Origin of the sequence: Nocardia sp. CY41 (assembly GCF_009829325.1) — a bacterium.
Taxonomy (GTDB): domain Bacteria; phylum Actinomycetota; class Actinomycetes; order Mycobacteriales; family Mycobacteriaceae; genus Nocardia.
In genome coordinates this window covers 146,622-165,858 of sequence record NZ_VUOS01000006.1, presented here as the reverse complement: position 1 = coordinate 165,858, position 19,237 = coordinate 146,622, and the positions used below count along the sequence as shown (strand labels likewise).

Here is a 19,237-nt window from a genome sequence, read left to right as displayed (position 1 = left end):
GCACCAACTATGAACCACGCTCCGGCAACCACGAAAACACCCCGGCCACTGCGGCGCCTGGGCGCGTCCTCGAAAACGATCGGCGCCCAGATGTTCTCGCCATGGATTCGGATTTTCTTCACGAATCCACGGCGAGAACCGGATACCAGGCGCGCGATCGGTCAGCGGAAGGCCCGCCGGTACGCCTGAGGCGTCACCCCCACGGTCTTGCGGAAGACTTTCCGGAACGCGGCCACCGAGGCGAACCCCGTCCGATCGGTGATGCATTCCATCGTGAGGATGGTCGTCTCGAGCAACACCTGGGCCTTGCGTACCCGGGCGGTCTGGAGCCACTCGTTCGGTGTCATCCGGACCTGCTCGTGGAAGCGCCGGATCAGCGTGCGCTTGCTGACTCCGGCGCGATCCGCGAGATCCAGCACGGTGATCTTCTCACCGAGCATCGTTTCCGCCCACTCCAAGGTCGGATTGATGGACTTGCTGTCCGCCTCCGATCGCGGACGTTCCGCGATGAACTGCGCCTGCCCCCCGTCGCGGGTCAGTGGCATGACCGAGAGCCGCGCGGTAGCCGCCGCCACGGCGGTCCCGTAGTCCTTCCGCACCATATGGAGGCACAGATCGAGCCCGGCCGCGGCACCGGCCGAGGTCAGGATGCCCCCGTTGTCCACATACAGCACCGTGGGATCCACGCGGACCCGCGGATAGCTTCGCGACAGTTCGGTGGCGGCCATCCAATGCGTGGTCGCCCGCCGTCCGTCGAGCAACCCGACGGCGGCGAGGGTGAACGCCCCCAGACAGATCGATGCCACCCTCGCGCCACGTTCGTTGGCCCGCACCAACGCCTTGCGCAGCCGATCCGACGGCCGCGACCGGTAGCTCATCGCTCCCGGCACGATGATGGTCTCGGCCTTCTCCTCGAGATAATCGATGTCGCCGAGACAGGAGAGCCCGAAGAACTTCGACGGAACGTCGGAGTTCACCCCGCAGACCTGGACCTCGTACGCCGCGGTTCCGTCCTCCTGCCGGGTCCGGCCGAAGATTTCCAGCGGAACCGCGAGATCGAACGGAATCACGTCGTCGACGGCCAGAACAGCCAATGACCTCATGCGTCGGACCTAGCCGACCCGCTGTTCCGCTTCCGGCCCGGCCACCACCAATCCGGCGCGAATCAAACGCTTCAAGGCTCGTCCCTGCAGCACCGTCAACCGCGGCGCCAGCTCCGACCACCGGGCGGGACCGCGCTTCAGCGTTTCCCACAGCTGTTCACCTCCATCCCGCTCGAGGCAGCGCACCTCGACGCCCGGGTCGGCCGCGGAGTAGATCCGGTGGCAGGCAACGGTGTCGTCGAGCGGCGCCGGCGCCGCATCGCTGTTCGCGATGGGGTCGCGCCAGTACATGGCCAGCCCTTCGCGCGCCTCCTGCGGGATCTCGAACGGCGGCGACATCCCCTTGAAGCCAGGGATGTCCGCTGCCACGCCTGCGCGGATGCGCGCGTCCGCCGACAGCGCCACGATGTCGTCGGCCGCGAGCTCGACCGCGTCGGCGGCGGTGAAGGCCCGCAGGTAGGGACCCTCGGTGGCCAGGTCACGCGGGTCGCGGGAGCCCTTGGTCATGATGTTGAGCAGGTCGGGCACCAGCGCGGTGTTCAGCAGCGCCTGGAACGTTCCCTCGGTGGCGTTGTCGACCTCCACTCGGCGGCCTTCCGCGCTCCAGTAGGGGCTGTCCGGATGCGAGCGCGAGATCTCGTGATACCACTGGTCGATGCTCAGTGCCCAGGTCTGCGCCATGCCGCGCCACTCGACGTCGTAGTCGCGCCAGAGGTCTTCCTTCGATTGCTCGCCCAGGTCCTTGTCGAACGTCTTGCGCAGGACCAATGCGGCCGCCCATGCTTGCGTGACGGCGAAGGACATCCCGGAGGAGAACAGCGGATCGACGAAGTACGACGCGTCCCCGACCGCCATCCACCGATCCTCGTACGAGCCGAAGCATTCGCTCACCCGGGAATAGTTGGTGGCCGTCAGCATCTCGGCCCGAATCGGCTCCGCGTTCGCCACCAGATCCTGCAGCACCGGAATCGACTTGATCGTCTTCAGGAAGATGTCCGGATCACGCAGATCCACGCGGGCGATCGACTCCGGGTTGGTGACGATGCCGATGGACCACACGTTTTCCCGGGTACCGTCGACCAACCGAGGCGTCGGGATGTACCACACCCATCCGTGTTCGAAGGCCACCGCGTAGATCGGTGACAAGTCGTCGTCGCGGAAGACGTTCCAGTCGCCCGCCGCGCGCTGGGCGGGCACACAGTTGCGGTAGTGCGACCAGACGGCCACGTTGCGGTAATCCGACAGCCATTGCTTGTCGCGCTGCGAACCGCGGGCGGCCACTTGATTCGCCCGGCCGGACGCGTCGACGAAATAGCCCGCCGCGACCTCGGTTCCGTCTTCCAGCACCACCGTGGCCTTGCCGTCGCCGGGGAGGAACCGCACGACCCGCACGCCCTGGAAGACGTGCGCGCCGCAGGCTTCGGCGTGCTCGAGCAGCACCGTGTCGAATTCGGCGCGATTGACGTGCACCGACCACCGGTAGACGCCGTCGACCAGGTAGTCGGCGTGCTCGAAGAAGCCGACGAACGGCCGGTCGGTGTCCCACTGGTAGATGCCGCCGAATTTCTGGATCCAGCACTCACTCGCGAGCACCTTCTCCAGCGCGCCGCTGGCTTGCAGAACGGGGACCAAGGGGTGCGCACCCGATTCGCCGATGTGCTCCCGGGGGAACACCTCGCGATCGAAGATCGCCACACGAAGATCGGTGTCGCGGCAGAGCATCGCGGCGAGCGTGGACCCGGCGGGACCACCGCCCATGATCACCACGTCGTACTCGTCCGCCGGTCTGGAGATTGGGGTAGCCATTGACATTCCTCTCTGATGGCCGATTGCTCAGATGATCTGGATGCGCTGCAGATGCCGGGAAACCGAGCCGGTGAACGCATTCCTGCCGTGCAGCAGAGCGTGGTTCTCGGCCACCACGATGTCGCCGGTCCGCCACTCGTGGGCGTAGCAGTAGCGAGCGTCGTGCAGCCGCTCGCGCAAGTCCTCCATGACCCGGACGCCGTCCTCGGCCGAGATGCCCTCCACGGTCAAGAACAGCGGATTGGCGTAGCGCGCGGGGTCCAGTGGTTCGGCATATCTGATCGTCGTCTCGCCGGTCGCCGGATGGGTGCTCAGCAGTGGCCATTCGGCCAGTCCGCCGTAGTGGGCCAGCTTGTCGGTGCGGTACGTGATCGTGGTTCGTGCCCACAGCTGCCTCAGGTCTTCCGGCGCGTCCCGATAGGCCTCGACACTGTCGCAGAACACGGTCTCGCCGCCCGCGCCCTCTCCTCGCACGCATTGGAAGAGGAAGAACCGGGGCACACGCTCGGCGAACGCACCGTCCCAGTGGAACGGGACGTCACCTTTGTCGAACAGGTAGTTCTCGGCGGTGTCCCGGACCACCAGATCGAGGATGGAACCGAAGTTCCACTGCAGGATCTCTCCCGCCGCGCGGCAATAGGTTTCGAGTTCCGTCTTGCCGAGCAGCTCGAATCCGCGGAGTACGACCACCTTTGCCTGGAGCGTCAGCGCGAGCAGCTCCTCGATCGGCACGTCGGCGAGGGTGCGCCCCTCCGCATCGGACGCCACCAGACGGCCGAAGGGCCGCAGCGGCTCGCTGTCCACCAGGACCTTGTTCACGCTTTTCGTCATGGGTCTCCTCACCCTCGCTGTGCTTCGGTCTCGGGCCTAGTGCCGAGGACGAAATGACTGGGGCGGCTGTTGCGCCACACCACGCGCGCTCCCAGTTCCTCCGCATGCATCCGCTTGACCAGCGTGTAATTCGCTCCGTCGTCGAGCACCACGCCGTGCCACGGCGTCAGCCAGCTGTCCTGGGTGCGCAGCAGATGGAATCCGATCTTCTCGGAGTGGTTCGCCTGCGGATGGATCGACAGCCGGACCGCGTCCGGGAAGATCTCCGCCATCAGACTGCTCCACGCTTGACTGCGTTGCACCACTTCGTAAGCCGTCTCCTTCGATCGGTTCCGCCGCTGCGTGGCGGACAACTCGGGCAGCAGCACGGCGTTGTCCTCGACCATGAAGCGATGGATCCCGTTGAACATCCGCAGGGCCGCGGGATCGGTCCGGACCGCCGCGCGCAGCACGTCGATGCCGTCGGAGTGCTCCTTCAGCAACCGCTGCCTGCGTTCGTCCCAGCTCATCTCCGGCATGGCGTCGCGCAGGCCGTACAGACCGATGGAACCCCCGCCGGTCGACCGGATGATGCGGCGCAGCTCGTCGCCGTAGTCGTCGACGTGACCGTCCGGGATCCCCAACGCGTCACTGAAGACATGACCGTCGGAACAGATCGTCACGATGGCGCCCGGCCGGTAGACGGCCGAGATCTGGTCGCAGAACCCTTGCAAGGACTCGATCGCCAGCGTCTCCGCCATATCGGGCAAGCGTCCCAGCGTCTTCCGGCGGTTCCGTGACTTCGCCGGGAACGCGGGGATGATGAAATGGACCGGCACGCGGGCCTCGAGGTATCGGATCACCTTGCCCAGATGTGGTGCGAAACAGTCCGCACACGGGGCCAGGTCGCACAGGGACTTCGATTCGGCACTGCGCCGGCGCGCGAAGACGATGCGAAGTATCTGGGTGGCAACGGATCCGACGTCGTCGCCGGGTCTGTGTAGTCGTGGTCGTCCGAGCTCCTGGACGCGCTCGGAGCCGTTGTCGACAGTCGTGCTCATTACTACCTTCCGGACACACCGACGAGCGCACGCAACGGACCGCACGGCGACAATTCCGCCATCAGCGCGAATCGAGCCGTCGGTAGCTGCCTGCGATCAGAACGTCGTAGTGGGACACGGATTCGGAACCCGGATTTCATCCGATATCCAGGTTCGGCGAGCCCCGATGCTCACAGCCGAATCCGAATCACGTGGCCCATTCGATGAAACACCCCCCACGTTTTATAATCGAAACTGTGGTTTATAACACCATCAGGATACCGCTGCCCGGACGGCAGGGCAACCATATTGCCAGGCATGGGGATACAAATGAATTCGGAGGCCCGTGGCAACGCCACGGGCCTCCGAACAGGAATTTCTATCTCCGTCGATCACGTACTCCGGAGCGTCTGGCCGGCTACCCTTTCTCCGGCGACCGCAGGTCGTTTCGGCCGGGCAAAGCGGCGCATTGCCGGAGATTCCACGAAGGTGAACAACAACCATGCGGCGAGAATATTGAGACAGAACAGGCCGACGATCAACAGCACCGCGACGGGAGCACTGAACGTGGCGGCGTTCATCGACCGACGGACGTAGAACAGCGTCACGCCTTGACAGATATAGAAGGCGAACGAGATCTCGCCGAGCCGCACGGAAAGCCGGCTGGACAGGAATTTCGAGGCGCCGTCGAGGTCCGACTGCGCCGCCGACCCGATCAGCAGCGCGAGCGGAACAGCGGTTGCCAGGATGAAGCCTATGTAGAACGGCGTGTACGTCGCCACCACGTATCCCGCGCCGACCGCGACCACGGCCGCCCACAACGGAATCCGTATCCACCGGCCCTCCGCCACTATTCTCGCCATGAACACGCCGAGAAAGAATTCGAAGAGACGCGTCGGCGGAAAGAGATATCCGAACCATAGCTGCAGCACGGGTATGGGCGTGAGTTCCGATTTCTCGGAACCCGGGATGACGAATACGGTCAGCAGTACGATCGCGCCCATGCCGGCCACCATCGCCGCGGCTCCGTACCACAGATACTTTCCGTCGATACGCAGCACCAGCGGAATGAGGAACGGAAACAGAACATAGAAGAGCAGCTCACAGGACAGTGTCCACGACGGCGTGTTGACCCCCGCATTGATATAGTTCTGCGGGAACCAGGCATGCAGTAGAAATAAATTCGGCAGCCATGCCTTCCACGGCGTGATCGCCGCCGCGAACAGCACCATCGATGCCAGCCAGAGCGTCAAGTGGTTGGGAAATATCTTCACCACGCGCCGCCGGATGAACTGCAGCTTGCTCGATCCCGGCTGCCACGACCAGGTCAGCACGAAGCCGCTCAGGATGAAGAAGAACGAGACCCCCAGGAATCCGGCTTTACCGACCACCCACGCCGCGTCGTACGCGATATCCGGGTCGGCGAAGAGATTCACCGGCTTGTAGGGCGGAATCGGCGAGTTGGGCAGCATCACGTGGAAGACGAAGACCGAGAACGCCGCGAAGAACCGCAGCCCGGTCAACGACGGAAGCCGCTTGCGATTGTCGATGTCCATCGCGATCAACCCAGACCCACGACGAAGGGGAATTCCGGCCTGCCGCCCAGGACGAAGGCGCCGGTGGACTGGATCACCTGGTCGTGCGCGATGATGTGCCGTGCCATGGTGTTCGTGTCACGCAACCAGATGTCGAGCGGATTCGGCCGGTAGATCGAATCGGTGCCGACGAGTTCGCACAGCCGGGTGACGATCCGTTGCGCGGCACGGAAGGCGTTCGTCCTGGCCAGGGCGGTCGCGATCCGCAGCTCGGTGGGCAGGTCGGCGAACCGCGTGTCCTCCAGCGCGTCCCACAGTTCCGCCACCGTGTTGACGACGGCGCCGCGCGCGACGATGTACTCCATCTCGCACTCGCCGAGCAGGTACTGAGCACGGTAGTTGTCGGCCCACTTCTGTCCGGTAGCGGTCACGATCTTCCCGTCCGCGAGACCGCGCACGTAATCCAGCGCCGCACGGGCGGTTCCCAGGGGCACACCCGGCATGATCCGGGCCAGCGCCTCCGGCTCGGACAGCCGCCCGCGACAGCTCTTGCGTTCGCTGAACGCGAAGGAATGATGGTCGGGAACGAACAGATCTTCGACCGCGTAATCGTTGCTGCCGCTACCGCGCAGGCCCGTGGTGTCCCAGGTGTCGAACACGGCGACCTGATCACGGCGCATGAAGAAGAGCCGGACGAGCGGCCCGCCTTCCGCGGTCTCCTCCATGCGGCCGCCCGAGGTCACGAACGCCCCGCCGATGACCAGATCGGCGTGCGTGATCGCGCTGCCGAACTTCCACCGTCCCGTCAATCGGTATCCGCCTGCCACCCGTTCGGCCCGGCCGGCCGGGAAGATCAGCCCCGCGGTGATCAGATCCTGCGTCGGCATCAGCTCGGCGACGGCCTGCTCGTCGAGATATCCGGCGTAGATGCCGGTGGCTGCGCCGATCATGGCGCACCAGCCGGTGGCGGTGTCCCCGTAGGACAGCGCCTCGACGACCTCCAGTTGCTCGAGCGACGTCAAGCCGGGGCCACCGATCTCCGCGCTGAAACACATGCGGTAGACGCCGATATCGCGAAGCCGTTCGACGATGTCCATCGGGAGCTTGCGCTCGGCATCGATCTCGCTGCGACGTGCCGCCAGGTCGGGGGTCAGCGAACGCACCGCGCTCAGTAGGGAGGTCGCCGAAATTGTTGCTGCAGTCATGATCCGATTCCTAAGCAAGGGAAGGTGCGTGCGATGGCGGCCGCTCACGCAGCAGAAGCTCGATCGCCGAGGTGGTCTGCTCGGGACCGAGGGCCGAGTAGCCGCCGTCCACGGTCCACTCGGCGCCGGTCACGAAGCTGGCCTTGGGAGAAGCGAGGAAGGCGGCCACTTCGCCGATCTCGCGCGCGTCGCCCGCCCGGCCCAGCATGTGGAACCGGGACGCCACCGCGTCGGTGCGAGCCCGGTCCCCCTCGGTGAGCTCGTTCATCACGCGAGACCAGGTCCAGCCCGGGGAGACACTGTTCACCCGGATCCCGTCGGCCGCGTATTCCAGTGCGAGACTGCGGGTCAGCTGCAGCAACGCGGCCTTGCTGACCGGGTATCGAATCCGCCCGGCCTGAGCGATGCGTCCGCTCGGTGAGGTGAAGGTGACGATGGACCCGGATGTGTCGCGCAAAGCACTGCGCGCCTCCGCGCACAACATCGCCGTACCGGCGACGTTGGTGTTCAGCACCTCCAGCCACTCGGCCCGCGCGTCCGGGCCGGGCCCGTCGTCCCCGTAGACGCACGCGATGTTGACCAGCGTGTCGATCCGTCCGTGCCGATCGATCGCGGCGGCGACGAACGACCTGACCGACGGGTCGCTGCGCAGGTCGACGGGGACGAAGACGGCTCGGTCGCCGATCGCAGCGGCCGCCTGCTGTCCTCCGTCCGTATCGATGTCTCCCAGCACGACATTCGCGGAATATTCGGCGAAGACCCGAGCTACTTCGGCGCCGATGATGGTTGCCGCACCGGTTACGAGTACTGTTTTACCTTCGAACAACGTCGACTCCCCTCGGCTGCGCCCTCCGACCGGCGCAAGCCATGGATGGAAGTATTCCCGCCGAAAAGAGCGACCAGCCAGTACGATCCGCGACAGAGATGCACTCCTTTGCGCCAGCAGGCGCGCGCGGTCACGGTGAGGGTGGCGTAGCTCACTGTCCACTCTCGCCGGCCGGTCGGGTGCGATATCGTCGCAGAACAGACAGTCCATGTTTCGGGGGTTCCGCGCTGCGATCGATGCGGTAGGCGGATGCCCCGTGCCCGTGTCGAATCCGCTTCCGCGATGTCCTCGATGTCGAACGGAGTCGAGGCCTTGCCGAGCGACCAAATGATCTTCTTGCTTCTGGACCTCGTCCTGATCGTGGCCGCGGCGCGCCTGCTGGGCTGGCTGGCCGCAAGGGTGGGCCAGCCCCCGGTGATCGGCGAGATCGTGGCAGGCATACTCGCGGGCCCCACGATTCTCGGGGTCCAGTTGTCGGAGACGATCTTCCCGCACGACACGCGTTCGTATCTCACCGCGTTCGCGAACGTCGGCGTCATGATCTTCATGTTCTCGGCCGGACTCGAGATGGATCTCCGGTCCGTCGCCGGGCGGCGGCGGTCGGTCACGGCGATCGCGCTGTCGGCCTACCTCACACCGTTCGCACTCGGTTCCGTCATCGCGCTCTGGGCGCTGGCCCGGCACGACGGCGGCAACCAGCTCAACTTCGCGCTCTTCATCGGTTGCGCGCTCGCCGTCACCGCGTTCCCGGTGCTGGCGCGCATCCTGCACGACCGCAAGCTGCTCGGCACCCGACTCGGCCAGTCCGCCATGACCTGCGCCGCACTCGACGACATCCTCGCCTGGTGTGTCCTGGCGGTGGTCATCGGCATCGCCCGACCCGGCCTCGGCCACCACTGGCGATTGCTGCTGTTCGTTCCGCTGGTCATGATGATGTGGTGGGCGGTACGTCCCGCCCTGGACCGCCTCGCGGGCGCCGGATCCGAGAAGAACCCCGCCAACATGGTCTTCATCGGCGTCTCCGGCGCTCTACTGCTCGGAGCCGCCACCGAATGGATCGGGTTGCATCTGATCTTCGGCGCGTTCCTGTTCGGCGTCGTCTTCCCCCGACGACTGCGCGCGGCCGTCGACAGCGGCGCCCAACTGCTCAGCAGCATCTTCCTGCCCGCGTTCTTCGTCGTGGCCGGCCTCCAGGTGAACCTGGGCGGACTCGACCGCGCCAGTATCGCCGAGTTCGCCGCGATCATGGGCGCCGCACTCGCGGGCAAACTAGGCGGCACCTACCTGGCGGCTCGTCTCAGCCGCACCGACCGGACCGAGTCCGCGGCACTCGCCGCGCTGATGAACACCCGAGGCTTGACCGAACTGGTAATCCTCAACATCGGGCTGACGATCGGCGTCATCGACCAGCGGCTGTACTCGCTACTGGTCATGATGGCGTTGATCACCACCGCGATGACGGCGCCGCTGCTGAAACTCTTCGGTGTCCCGCGCGCCCTGCCCGACGGTGATCGGGGAACCGGGGAAAAAGGGCCGCGCACCGATTCCGCCGTTCACACCGAGGCCACGGCCCCATGACCCGACGGGGCACTCCGGAATCCACGGGGGTAGATGCGCCGCTGGGGGCCGAAAGCCGCATGGTTGCAGCAGTTTTCGTCGATGTCGACGAAACGTTGGTGCGTGAGGTCACCTTCTTGTCGTTGTTCTCCTTCGACGCGCGGCAACGCGGGCGCGCCGCAGCGGCCGACCCCGTGCTCGAGGAGTTCTGGGCGCTTCGGGCGGCGGGAATGAGCCGCGGCGAATCCCATCGGTGGTTCTATCGGCACTGGGCCGGCCGCGACGTCGCCGAGGTGCGGCGCGTCGGCCGTGCATGGTTCGCCTCCCGCGCCGCGGACCCGGCGTTCTTCAACCTCGCGGTGCGACGGCGGCTGGACGAGTTGTCCCGCGCCGGGAGCCGGATCGTCCTGGTGTCGGGCTCGTTCACCCCCGCGCTGCGCCCGATCGCCGAGGCCGTCGGCGCGTCGTCGGTGCTGTGCACGACCTTGGCGACGGCGGCGGGGAAGTACACCGGCGAGGTCCTCGCGACGATGGTCGGCGCCGACAAATCCGCGGCCTTGCGCCGGTACGCCGAGGACGCGGCCATCGATCTGTCGTCTTGCGCGGCGTTCGGCGACCACCACTCCGACATCGCGATGTTCGAACTGGTCGGCCATCCTGTCGTCGTCGGCGACGCCGATCCGCGGCTGCACGGCTATCCGGCGCAGCGGCTGCCCGGCTAGACCGGCGGCACCCGTCAGTCGCGGATCGCGAACGTGCGCCGATACTGCCCCGGGCTGACACCGAGATAGCGCTTGAACACCGCCCGGGTATTGGCCGGGTTGCCCAGGCCGACGCGGTAGCCGATCTGGTCGATGGGCAGCTCCGTCGTCTCCAGCAGTTCCCGCGCCTGGTTCAGGCGCGCGCTGGTGATCCAGACGTGCGTGGAGGTTCCGGTCTCTTCCCGGAATCGGCGGATGAAGCTGCGGCGCGAGAGATTCGACCGCTTGGCCAGGTCCTCGAGCGAATGCTTGTGGTCGAGGTTCGCGAGGATCCACGCGCGCGTCTCGGAGAGCACGCCTGCGGAGGTCTGCTTGAGGAACTGCCGGGTGTACTGCGCTTGACCGCCCTCGCGAACCGGTGGCGCCACCAGGTCACGCGCACGTTCGTTGGCGGCGGCCGCGCCGATGTCCTTGCGAACCACATGCAGGCAGAGGTCGATCCCGCTGGTCACGCCTGCGGAGGTCAGCACGTCGCCGTCGTCCACGAACAGGCGATCGGCATGGACCTCGACCTCGGGATACCGGCTCTGCAGCAACGCGGCGGCCCGCCAATGCGTCGTCGCGGGCCGGTGGGCCAGCAGCCCCGCGGCGGCCAGAGCGAACGCGCCGGTACAGATCGACAGCATGCGCGCGCCTCGGCCGTGGGCGTCGCGAAGCGCGCGCAGCACCGGTTCCGGCGGCGGCGTCGCGTAGGAGGCGTAACCGGGCACCACGACCGTTTCCGCGTGCCGCAGAGCCTCGAGCCCGGCCACCGCCACACAGGACAACCCCGGCACCGACGTCGGCGCCGTCGGCGAGACCGCGCACACCTCCAGCCGGTAGTTGGGATCGGAGCCGAACACGTCGATCGGGATCGCGGCATCCAGAACGACTACTTCGTCGGGGATGACCACGGTCACCCGGCGCGCGCCCCCATCCGATTGCATGGCCCGATCGTAGCGGTGATCGGCACTCGGGCTACTACCCCGGCCTTCCGGCGCGCACATAGCCTCGCTGGAGCATCCGAGCCGACAAGCCGAAAGAAGGGGTTTGATGTCCGATTTGACGGACTTCTCCACCAGCAACGGAGGGTTCCGGGGTGTGGTCGTGACCGCCGTGGAGATGTCCACTGCTGTCGGCGCCGACACCGATGCGACATGGAAGGGACTGCTCGCCGGGGAGACCGGGATCGCCAAGGTGCAGGACCCCGACTTCGAGCGCTTCCAGGTCCCCGTCGACATCGGCGGCCAGTTCAAGCTCGATCCGACCGACGAACTCAGCCGAGTCCAGAAGCGGCGCATGTCCTACGTCCAGCAGATCGCCTATGTCATGGGCAACCGGATCTGGGACACCGCGGGCCGGCCGGAGGTCGACCTCGACCGGCTCGGCGTCTGCATCGGCACCGGCCTCGGCGGCGCCGACACGATCATCGAGTCCAACGACCAGATGCAGAACGCGGGCTACCGCAAGGTGTCCCCTTTCGCGGTGCCGATGGCCATGCCCAACGGCGCGGCCGCGGTGGTCGGCTTGGAACTCGGCGCGCGCGCCAGTGTGATCACCCCTGTCTCCGCGTGCGCGTCGGGATGCGAGGCGCTGGTGCACGCCTGGCGTTCGATCATCCTGGGCGAGGCCGACATCATCGTCGCGGGCGGCGTGGAAGGCCGGATCAACCCGCTGGCCGTGGCCGGATTCTCGATGATGCGGGCGTTGAGCACCCGGATCGACGAGCCCGAGCGCGCCTCGCGCCCGTTCGACCGAGACCGCGACGGTTTCGTGTTCGGCGAAGCCGCCGCGCTGTTCGTGCTGGAGTCGGAGGACCACGCACGAGCGCGCGGGGCCGAGCCGCTGGCACGCCTGATGGGCGCGGGCCTGACCGCCGACGGCTACCACATGGTCCTCCCGCATCCGGAGGGCGCGGGCAACATCCGCGCGATGCGCCGCGCGATCGAAACCGCGGGCGTGAGCCCCACCGACATCGACCACGTCAACGCCCATGCCACGGCCACCCCGTTCGGCGACCTGGCGGAAGCCAAGGGGATCCGCGCGGCGGTGGGTGATCATGCCTCGGTCTACGCGCCCAAGTCCGCGTTGGGGCACTCGGTCGGCGCGGTCGGCGCGGTCGAAGCCGCCTTGACCGTGCTCAGCATCCGAGACGGGGTGGTGCCGCCCACGCTGAACCTCGACAACCAGGACCCCGAGATCGAGCTCGACATCGTACACGGCAGCGCGCGCGCCCAGAACATCGAGTACGCGCTGAACAACTCGTACGGTTTCGGCGGCCACAACGCGGCGGTCGTGTTCGGCCGCTGCTGACCGGAGAGTCGTCCCCGCCGGGCTCACGCGTGGCGGGCGCTGCGGCCGGAATCCTCTTCGCCGGTTCGATCGCTTCCGGCGCTTCGACGAGCGCGCTTTCCGCGCGCGATCTCCGTCGCCAGCGCGTCGAGCGGTTGCGCGAACCGGTGCAGCGGGTCCGCCAATTCGGTCAGCCAGGCTCGGGCGGCGTCGACGCCCGCGGGGTCGAGGGCGTACCACCGTCGCGTGCCCTCGGCGCGGACGAGCACCAGCCCGGCGTCGCGAAGCACCTTGAGGTGCTGGGAGACGCCGGGCTGCGAGATCCGCATGTGCTGTCGCACGGCGGCGACCACCGCGCCCGCAGGCTGTTCCTCGGTCGCCACCAATTCGAGAATGAACCGGCGGACCGGGTCGCCGAGCGCCTCGAAGATTTGTGCGGGAGCCCGATCCATCAGGACTCGGAGCCGTCCTCGGGCACGATCGTGTAGAAGTCGACGGTCCGCAGCGCCGCCGAGTTCGCCGCGGCCGGGTCGTCACCGTCCCTGACGGCAGCCTCCGCCCAGCCCAGCGCCGCCGTCCGGACGAACGTCACGCCCTCGGGGGTCGTCGGGAAGGCAAGGCCTTCGGCCGCGTCCACCGGCGCTCCGCTCGAAAGATGCAGGCCGAGGCCCACCAGGGCGAGATCCCACCCGACGCCCACCGCGCCGGGGCCGTACTGCACCCAGAACTCGGGATCGACCGGCGCCTCGTGCCGCAACTCCAGCTCGGTGCCGTCCTCGATCGGCGTGAGGACGATCGTCAGCCATGAGATCTGCGGACCCATCTCCCAGGTCACGGCGAACCGTTCCGGCGCATCGCACTCTTCGACGACACCGTTGGCATTGCCCTCGAGCTGATAGCGGCCGCCCACCCGCAGGTCACCGCTGACGGGCAGGAACCAGCGCGGGATCCGCTCGATATCGGTCAGCGCGTCCCACAGATCCGCCTGATCGGTCGGATAGCGGCGGCGGGCGACGGCGATCCGGGTCGGCGTGCCGTCGCGCGATCCGGTGCGGACTTCACGGGTGACGAGCCCGGCGACGGCGGCGGGATCGGACAACAGGGGCATGAGTTCCTCCTTGATAAGTTTTCACTTATATTATCGACCGACGGCGAGCACGCAAGACCCGACAGCATCCGGCCCACGCGCGCGGCCGAATCCGACCGATCAGTCGTTCGGGGACACCCCTGCGATGGCGCGAAGCGCGGAGATCATGCCCGCGACCGGGATGCCGGGATCGATGGATCGGAACAGGCCCAGCCCGACGCCGAGCGCCAGCACCGCGACGGCGGCTTCCGCCTGCGGCATCGGGGCATGGTGATCACCGGCCGCCTGCAAGGCCGCGCCTACCATGCCCGTGATGGCGCCGAGCCGGGTCGCGAGTTCGGCGCGGAGGTGCTCGTCGCGGCGCGCCTGGACGCCGAACTCCAGTTCCAGTCGCGTCCAGTCGGGATCACCGACCACCCGTTCGGCCCATTCCGTCATCCGCTTCAGCCGCTCGGCGGCCGTGGGCGCGGCGAGGATCGCGGCGACTTCCGCTGCCCGCTCGTCGTGGATTTCGTCGAGCACGGCCAGACACAACTCGTCTTTGGTGCGGAAGTTCGAATACACCGCCCCTTTGGTGAAACCGGCCGCTTTCGCGACCTTGTCCAGAGTCGTCGCTTGATAGCCGTCCGCCAGAAAAAGGCGCTTGGCGGTCGCGATCAATACGGTGCGCGTCCGTGCTCGACTTTGCGCTCGTGTCGGCCGCGAACGTCCTGTTCCCCGAAGCGGCCGACACTCATCGCTATTCCCGGACAATCTCTACCCCTTACAGATACTCTCAGTATCCGATTCTAGATGCCCTGGGTATCCCAATCGCAGGAAGGATCGCATCGTGAGGAGCCGAATACTCAGATTGGCCACAGCTTTGACGGGAACTTTCCTCGTGGTCGGGGGCGGGGCGATCACCGCCCCGCAAGCATGGACGGAACCGGCCGCGGACACCGTGGCCGGCGACGATTTCTACATTCCGCCCGCGTCACCGGCGGGCGCGCCGGGCTCCATCATCCGCGCCGAAGGGTCGCGTCTGGCGATATCGGTCCCCGGACAACCGGGGCAGATCCCGGCGACGTCGACGCGCATCATGTATGCCAGCAGTGATACCCACGGCGAGCGAGCGGCGGTGGTGGGCACCTATCTGGAGCCGGCTCAGCCATGGACCGGCCCGGGCGAACGCCCGCTGATCGCCTACGCGGTCGGCACGAAGGGGCAGGGCGATCAGTGCGCGCCCTCGAAACTGCTCGCGCAATTCATCCAATACCAACCTCCCTTCGACGTCATCGTCGAATACGACGTGCTGGCGCTGTACACCCTGCTGGCCCGGGGCATGGCGGTGATGGTGACCGATTACCACGGTCTGGGCACACCGGCGGTGCACGACTATCTCAACCGGAAATCTCAGGCGTACGCGCTGCTCGACGCCGCACGTGCGGCGCTGCAATTGCCGGGCACCAGCCTCCATCCCGGCTCGCCCGTCATCCTGTACGGCTACTCCCAGGGCGGCATGGCCTCCGCCGGCGCGGCCGAATTGCAGCCGAGCTACGCCCCCGAGTTGAACGTGCGGGGCGCCTACGCCGGCGGGCCGGTCGTCGACGACGAATACTTCATCGGATTCAACGACGGCCGGGCTCCGCTCGGACCCGCCTTCGCGTGGATCCTCAACGGCATCGCCGCGAACTATCCCGAGACCCGCCCGGTGCTGGACGCCGAACTCAACGACACCGGCAAGGCGATCCTGCGCGAGTCGGCGGACAAGTGCGCTGTACCGCTCGGCCTGGCCCAGCAGTTCCCGAACACCTCACAGTGGACCACCAGCGGGCAACCGCTCACCGCGGTGATCGATCAGTCCCCGGTCCTGAAGGCGGCGTTCAACGATCAGCGCGTCGGCACGCTCACCCCGCAGGTGCCCGTGCTCATCGCCTCGAGCCCGATCGACGAGGGTGCGCCGTACGTGCCCGTCCGCGAACTGGCTGCCGGGTGGTGCGGCGGCGGCGCGCCTGTCCAATTGAACGCGAACGGCGAGCTGCCCAGCGTCATCAGCGGGTTGCGGGCCACCCACGTGCTGGCGTTCTTCCCCTCCCTGGTGGCCTCACAGGACTGGATGACCCAGCGGCTCGCCGACCAGCCCGCACCGTCCAATTGCGGGGCACTGCCCTGATTTGCGGAAACACCGAACAGTCGGATACCGTCGGTATCTCGATCGGAGTCTCGGCGCAGCGCCTCGCGCAGCGGTTCCACCCGTAGCGCCGTGATCTCCTCGCACAGTGGTCGGCCGCGGTTCGGTCCCACGACCGAGCCGCGGCCGACTTGCTGCCCGGGACGCGCAGGTACCCCCGGGCGGCGAGCAGCTTAACCCGCAAAAGGTCGACACCCATCAGCCGAATCCGGCAGATGATTTGCACTGAGTTAGCTGTCCCCAGTATCACCGTTCGTCAGCTAGGTCGATTTCGGTACAGAAAGGTTCGAATGTCGGAGTTGGCTCATTCCCACCGGCCTGAGCCGCTCAGGTGCGCACAGCGGTGACGCTCGGAGATCCGGCCCGGATCGACTCGTCCCCGACGCGGCGGCGCCGACCGCAGGCCGGGCACAGATCGATACCTCGCCGTCGAAACACGGGGAACAGCCCGACAACCGAGGTCTCCACGATCGAGGCGATCACGGTTGACGAATCCGGCCACTACCACCCGAGCCGGACACGCCACCCACACCGAAGCTTTCTCGGAAACCTCCGATCCGACCGATCAGCAATGCGGACGCCGAAGGCGTGCATCGCCCGCTCAATCGGCTGTTTCGACGGATCGCCACCAGTCAGCGAACTTCTAGCTATTCTGGAGTCGCGTGCACGGTGCAAGTGTTGTCCGCAGTCGGAACTGTCGGTTGAGTGTTGTCCTCACGGATCGGCGAGATGACTATGACGATCTTCGAGCACACGCGAGCCCGCGACCCCAAACGCTATCTGTGGGTGCTGGGGCTGATCGCCCCGGGTTGCGCGCTTCTCCCCTCTCAGCTGGTGTTACACACCGGGCTGGAGGTGTTCTGGTGGATCGGGCCGATCATCGTGCTGGTGATCATCCCGCTGCTGGATTGGGCCATCGGCGACGATGGAAGCAACCCTCGCGACGAAGACTACGAGGCGTTGTCCAACGACCGTTACTACCGGTGGTGCACCTTCCTCTTCCTGCCGATGCAGTTCATCGGCCTGCTCATCGCCTGCTTCTTGTGGAGCGGCCATGAGCTGAGCCTGGCCGACAAGCTCGGCTTGGCCGTGACCCTCGGCTTCGTCTCGGGAATCGGTATCAACGCGGCACACGAACTCGGCCACCGCTCCGAACGTCTCGAGCGATGGCTGGCCAAGATCGCGCTCGCGCAGTCCGGGTACGGGCACTTCTTCGTGGAGCACAACCGCGGCCATCACGTTCGCGTCGCCACCCCCGAGGACCCGGCCAGTGCCCGCTTCGGCGAATCGTTGTGGCAATTCCTGCCGCGCACGATAGCGGGCGGATTCCGCTCCGCTCTCGACCTGGAACGCAAGCGGCTGGCGCGCAACGGCAAACCGTGGCTCAGCCCCAGCAATCATCTCCTGCAAGCGTGGGCGATGAGCGCGGCGCTGTTCACCACCTTGATCGTGGTGTTCGGTCCCGGCACGATCCCGTATCTCGCCATTCAGGCGGTCATCGGCGCGGGGCTGCTGGAGACGGTCAACTACGTCGAGCACTACGGACTGTTGCGCACCCGGCGTCCGGACGGCCGGTACGCCCGCTGCTCGCCGCGCGACAGCTGGAACAGCGACCGCTTGGTCACCAACATCTTCCTGTTCCACCTGCAACGCCACAGCGACCACCACGCCAATCCCGGCCGCCGCTACCAAACCCTCCGCAGCTGCGACGTGGCGCCCCAGCTGCCCGCGGGCTACGCCACCATGGTCGTACTCGCCGCGATCCCGCCGCTGTGGCGCGCGGTCATGGACCACCGCGTCGTGGACCACTACAACGGCGACCTCTCGCTGATCAATATCAAGCCCCGCAGGCGCAGGCTCATCCTGCCGATCCGGCGTCCGCGTGCGGCGGCGCCGACGGATGCGAGCCCGCGCGCCCACGGCTCGACCTTGTCCACCGACACCGACGAGGACTGGTTCCCGACCGAGGCGAATCGGTGACGCCACCGCCTGCGGAGTGAGCCTTCCGCGGCCGAACCGCCGGGCTCACAACTGGACGGATGGGCGCCGCGCATCGGGTTTGCGGCAGGTGAACTGCATGACGTCGGTGTGCCCACGGCGGAAGTACTCGGCGGACCCGGTCAGATAACGCAGGTAGGCGTCGTAGGTGTCCTGCCCGGCGAGCCGGACCGCCTGATCCCGGTGTTCGCGCAGGGCGTCGGCCCAGCGGTCCAGTGTGGTGGTGTAGTGCGGACCCAGTGCCAGCACATCGGCGACGGTGAAACCGGCGTCCTCCGCGTATTCGGTGATCCCTTTGGGATGATGGCCGGTCGGTAGCGGAAGCTGTCCGCCGGGGAAGATGGTCTCGCGCAGGAACCGCAAGAACGCGAAATCGTCGCTGGTGATCCGGCCTCCGTGCGCCCGAAGGTGGTCCCGGCTGTGGCTGACCACCGTCTGCAGCAGCAGCACCCCGTCCGCGGGCATGATCCGGTAGGCGAAATCGAAGAACTCCCCGTAGCGGTCCACCGGCAGGTGTTCCAGCGCTCCGATGCAGACGATCCGGTCGGCGCGCCGGTCGAAGTCCTCCCAGCCCTGCACGCGCACCCCGCCGTACGGGCGTCCACGGATCAGCCGGTCGACGAGCATGTCCCGCACGTAACGGTACTGGTTGCGGCTACGGGTCAACCCGATCGTGTTCACCCCGTAGGTGTCCATGGCGCGCAGCATGGTCGAACCCCATCCGCACCCGACGTCCAGCAAGGTCATCCCCGGCTGGAGATCGCATTTGGCCAAGGCGAGATCGATCTTCGCCATCTGGGCTTTTTCCAGGGTGTCGTCGGAGTGGGTCCACAGCGCGCAACTGTAGGTCCGGGTCGGGTCGAGGAACAGTCCGAAGAACTCGTCCGGCAGCTCTTCCCGGGAGAGGATTTCGCGGTAGAGGGGGGCATGAACACTCATGACGGCGGAACTTTCTCGCAAACCAGCACTGCTGTTCAGCGGGAGCCGCCGGGCCGTGACGGCTTCCAGCCGGATGCGACCACGATGTCCGAAGACGCACCGACCACTCGCAGCCGACGAGGACGCCCA

The 19,237-nt window shown here is 66.9% G+C and carries 17 protein-coding genes; 5 read left to right on the top strand and 12 right to left on the bottom strand.

Going from position 1 to position 19,237, the window contains the following annotated elements; genetic code table 11:
• Window positions 1-161: 161 nt before the first annotated feature.
• The 7 genes from GVY64_RS07510 to GVY64_RS07480 form a co-directional block, all read right to left on the bottom strand.
• Window positions 162-1,103, bottom strand: coding sequence for a GlxA family transcriptional regulator (locus GVY64_RS07510; RefSeq protein ID WP_159839853.1), 942 nt, complete (start codon window positions 1,101-1,103; stop codon window positions 162-164).
• A gap of 9 nt (window positions 1,104-1,112) precedes the next feature.
• Window positions 1,113-2,909 (bottom strand): NAD(P)/FAD-dependent oxidoreductase, encoded by a 1,797-nt coding sequence (locus GVY64_RS07505; protein WP_159839852.1) that lies wholly within the window; start codon window positions 2,907-2,909, stop codon window positions 1,113-1,115.
• Between the two features lie 27 nt (window positions 2,910-2,936).
• Entirely contained in the window at window positions 2,937-3,740 is an 804-nt protein-coding gene (locus tag GVY64_RS07500; protein ID WP_159839851.1) for a TauD/TfdA dioxygenase family protein, read from the bottom strand.
• 8 nt (window positions 3,741-3,748) lie between these two features.
• Complete coding sequence (locus GVY64_RS07495; protein ID WP_159839850.1) at window positions 3,749-4,780, bottom strand: L-tyrosine/L-tryptophan isonitrile synthase family protein; 1,032 nt, start codon at window positions 4,778-4,780, stop codon at window positions 3,749-3,751.
• 371 nt (window positions 4,781-5,151) lie between these two features.
• Complete coding sequence (locus GVY64_RS07490; RefSeq protein WP_159839849.1) at window positions 5,152-6,315, bottom strand: acyltransferase family protein; 1,164 nt, start codon at window positions 6,313-6,315, stop codon at window positions 5,152-5,154.
• 5 nt (window positions 6,316-6,320) lie between these two features.
• Window positions 6,321-7,499, bottom strand: a complete 1,179-nt coding sequence (locus tag GVY64_RS07485; protein WP_159839848.1) for an acyl-CoA dehydrogenase family protein — start codon at window positions 7,497-7,499, stop codon at window positions 6,321-6,323.
• A gap of 10 nt (window positions 7,500-7,509) precedes the next feature.
• A complete protein-coding gene (locus tag GVY64_RS07480) occupies window positions 7,510-8,325 on the bottom strand; it encodes an SDR family oxidoreductase (RefSeq protein WP_236566682.1) in 816 nt (271 codons plus the stop codon).
• Between the two features lie 327 nt (window positions 8,326-8,652).
• Here GVY64_RS07480 and GVY64_RS07475 point away from each other — a divergent pair, with 327 nt between their 5' ends.
• Window positions 8,653-9,903, top strand: a complete 1,251-nt coding sequence (locus tag GVY64_RS07475; RefSeq protein ID WP_159839846.1) for a cation:proton antiporter — start codon at window positions 8,653-8,655, stop codon at window positions 9,901-9,903.
• Between the two features lie 59 nt (window positions 9,904-9,962).
• Window positions 9,963-10,604: an HAD family hydrolase gene (locus tag GVY64_RS07470; protein ID WP_159839845.1), complete on the top strand. Its 642-nt coding sequence runs from the start codon at window positions 9,963-9,965 to the stop codon at window positions 10,602-10,604.
• 14 nt (window positions 10,605-10,618) lie between these two features.
• Here GVY64_RS07470 and GVY64_RS07465 read toward each other — a convergent pair whose 3' ends face one another.
• Entirely contained in the window at window positions 10,619-11,569 is a 951-nt protein-coding gene (locus tag GVY64_RS07465) for a GlxA family transcriptional regulator (protein ID WP_159839844.1), read from the bottom strand.
• Window positions 11,570-11,675: 106 nt separating this feature from the next.
• Here GVY64_RS07465 and GVY64_RS07460 point away from each other — a divergent pair, with 106 nt between their 5' ends.
• Window positions 11,676-12,935, top strand: coding sequence for a KasA/KasB family beta-ketoacyl-ACP synthase (locus GVY64_RS07460; RefSeq protein WP_159839843.1), 1,260 nt, complete (start codon window positions 11,676-11,678; stop codon window positions 12,933-12,935).
• Window positions 12,936-12,958: 23 nt separating this feature from the next.
• On the opposite strand, the gene GVY64_RS07455 is transcribed toward GVY64_RS07460, so the two are convergent.
• The 3 genes from GVY64_RS07455 to GVY64_RS07445 form a co-directional block, all read right to left on the bottom strand.
• Window positions 12,959-13,366, bottom strand: coding sequence for an ArsR/SmtB family transcription factor (locus GVY64_RS07455; protein ID WP_159839842.1), 408 nt, complete (start codon window positions 13,364-13,366; stop codon window positions 12,959-12,961).
• On the bottom strand, window positions 13,366-14,022 hold the full coding sequence (locus tag GVY64_RS07450; RefSeq protein ID WP_159839841.1) for an SRPBCC family protein: 657 nt from the start codon (window positions 14,020-14,022) through the stop codon (window positions 13,366-13,368). Before GVY64_RS07450 ends, GVY64_RS07455 begins: the two co-directional genes overlap by 1 nt.
• Window positions 14,023-14,121: 99 nt before the next feature.
• The gene (locus GVY64_RS07445) at window positions 14,122-14,661 is read right to left on the bottom strand and encodes a TetR/AcrR family transcriptional regulator (RefSeq protein ID WP_236566681.1); all 540 of its coding nucleotides are present in this window, start codon (window positions 14,659-14,661) and stop codon (window positions 14,122-14,124) included.
• 169 nt (window positions 14,662-14,830) lie between these two features.
• On the opposite strand from GVY64_RS07445, the gene GVY64_RS07440 reads away from it, so the two are divergent.
• Window positions 14,831-16,153: a lipase family protein gene (locus GVY64_RS07440; protein WP_159839839.1), complete on the top strand. Its 1,323-nt coding sequence runs from the start codon at window positions 14,831-14,833 to the stop codon at window positions 16,151-16,153.
• Between the two features lie 747 nt (window positions 16,154-16,900).
• Complete coding sequence (locus GVY64_RS07435; RefSeq protein ID WP_159839838.1) at window positions 16,901-18,151, top strand: alkane 1-monooxygenase; 1,251 nt, start codon at window positions 16,901-16,903, stop codon at window positions 18,149-18,151.
• A gap of 45 nt (window positions 18,152-18,196) precedes the next feature.
• On the opposite strand, the gene GVY64_RS07430 is transcribed toward GVY64_RS07435, so the two are convergent.
• The gene (locus GVY64_RS07430) at window positions 18,197-19,108 is read right to left on the bottom strand and encodes a class I SAM-dependent methyltransferase (RefSeq protein ID WP_159839837.1); all 912 of its coding nucleotides are present in this window, start codon (window positions 19,106-19,108) and stop codon (window positions 18,197-18,199) included.
• Between the last annotated feature and the right edge of the window lie 129 nt (window positions 19,109-19,237).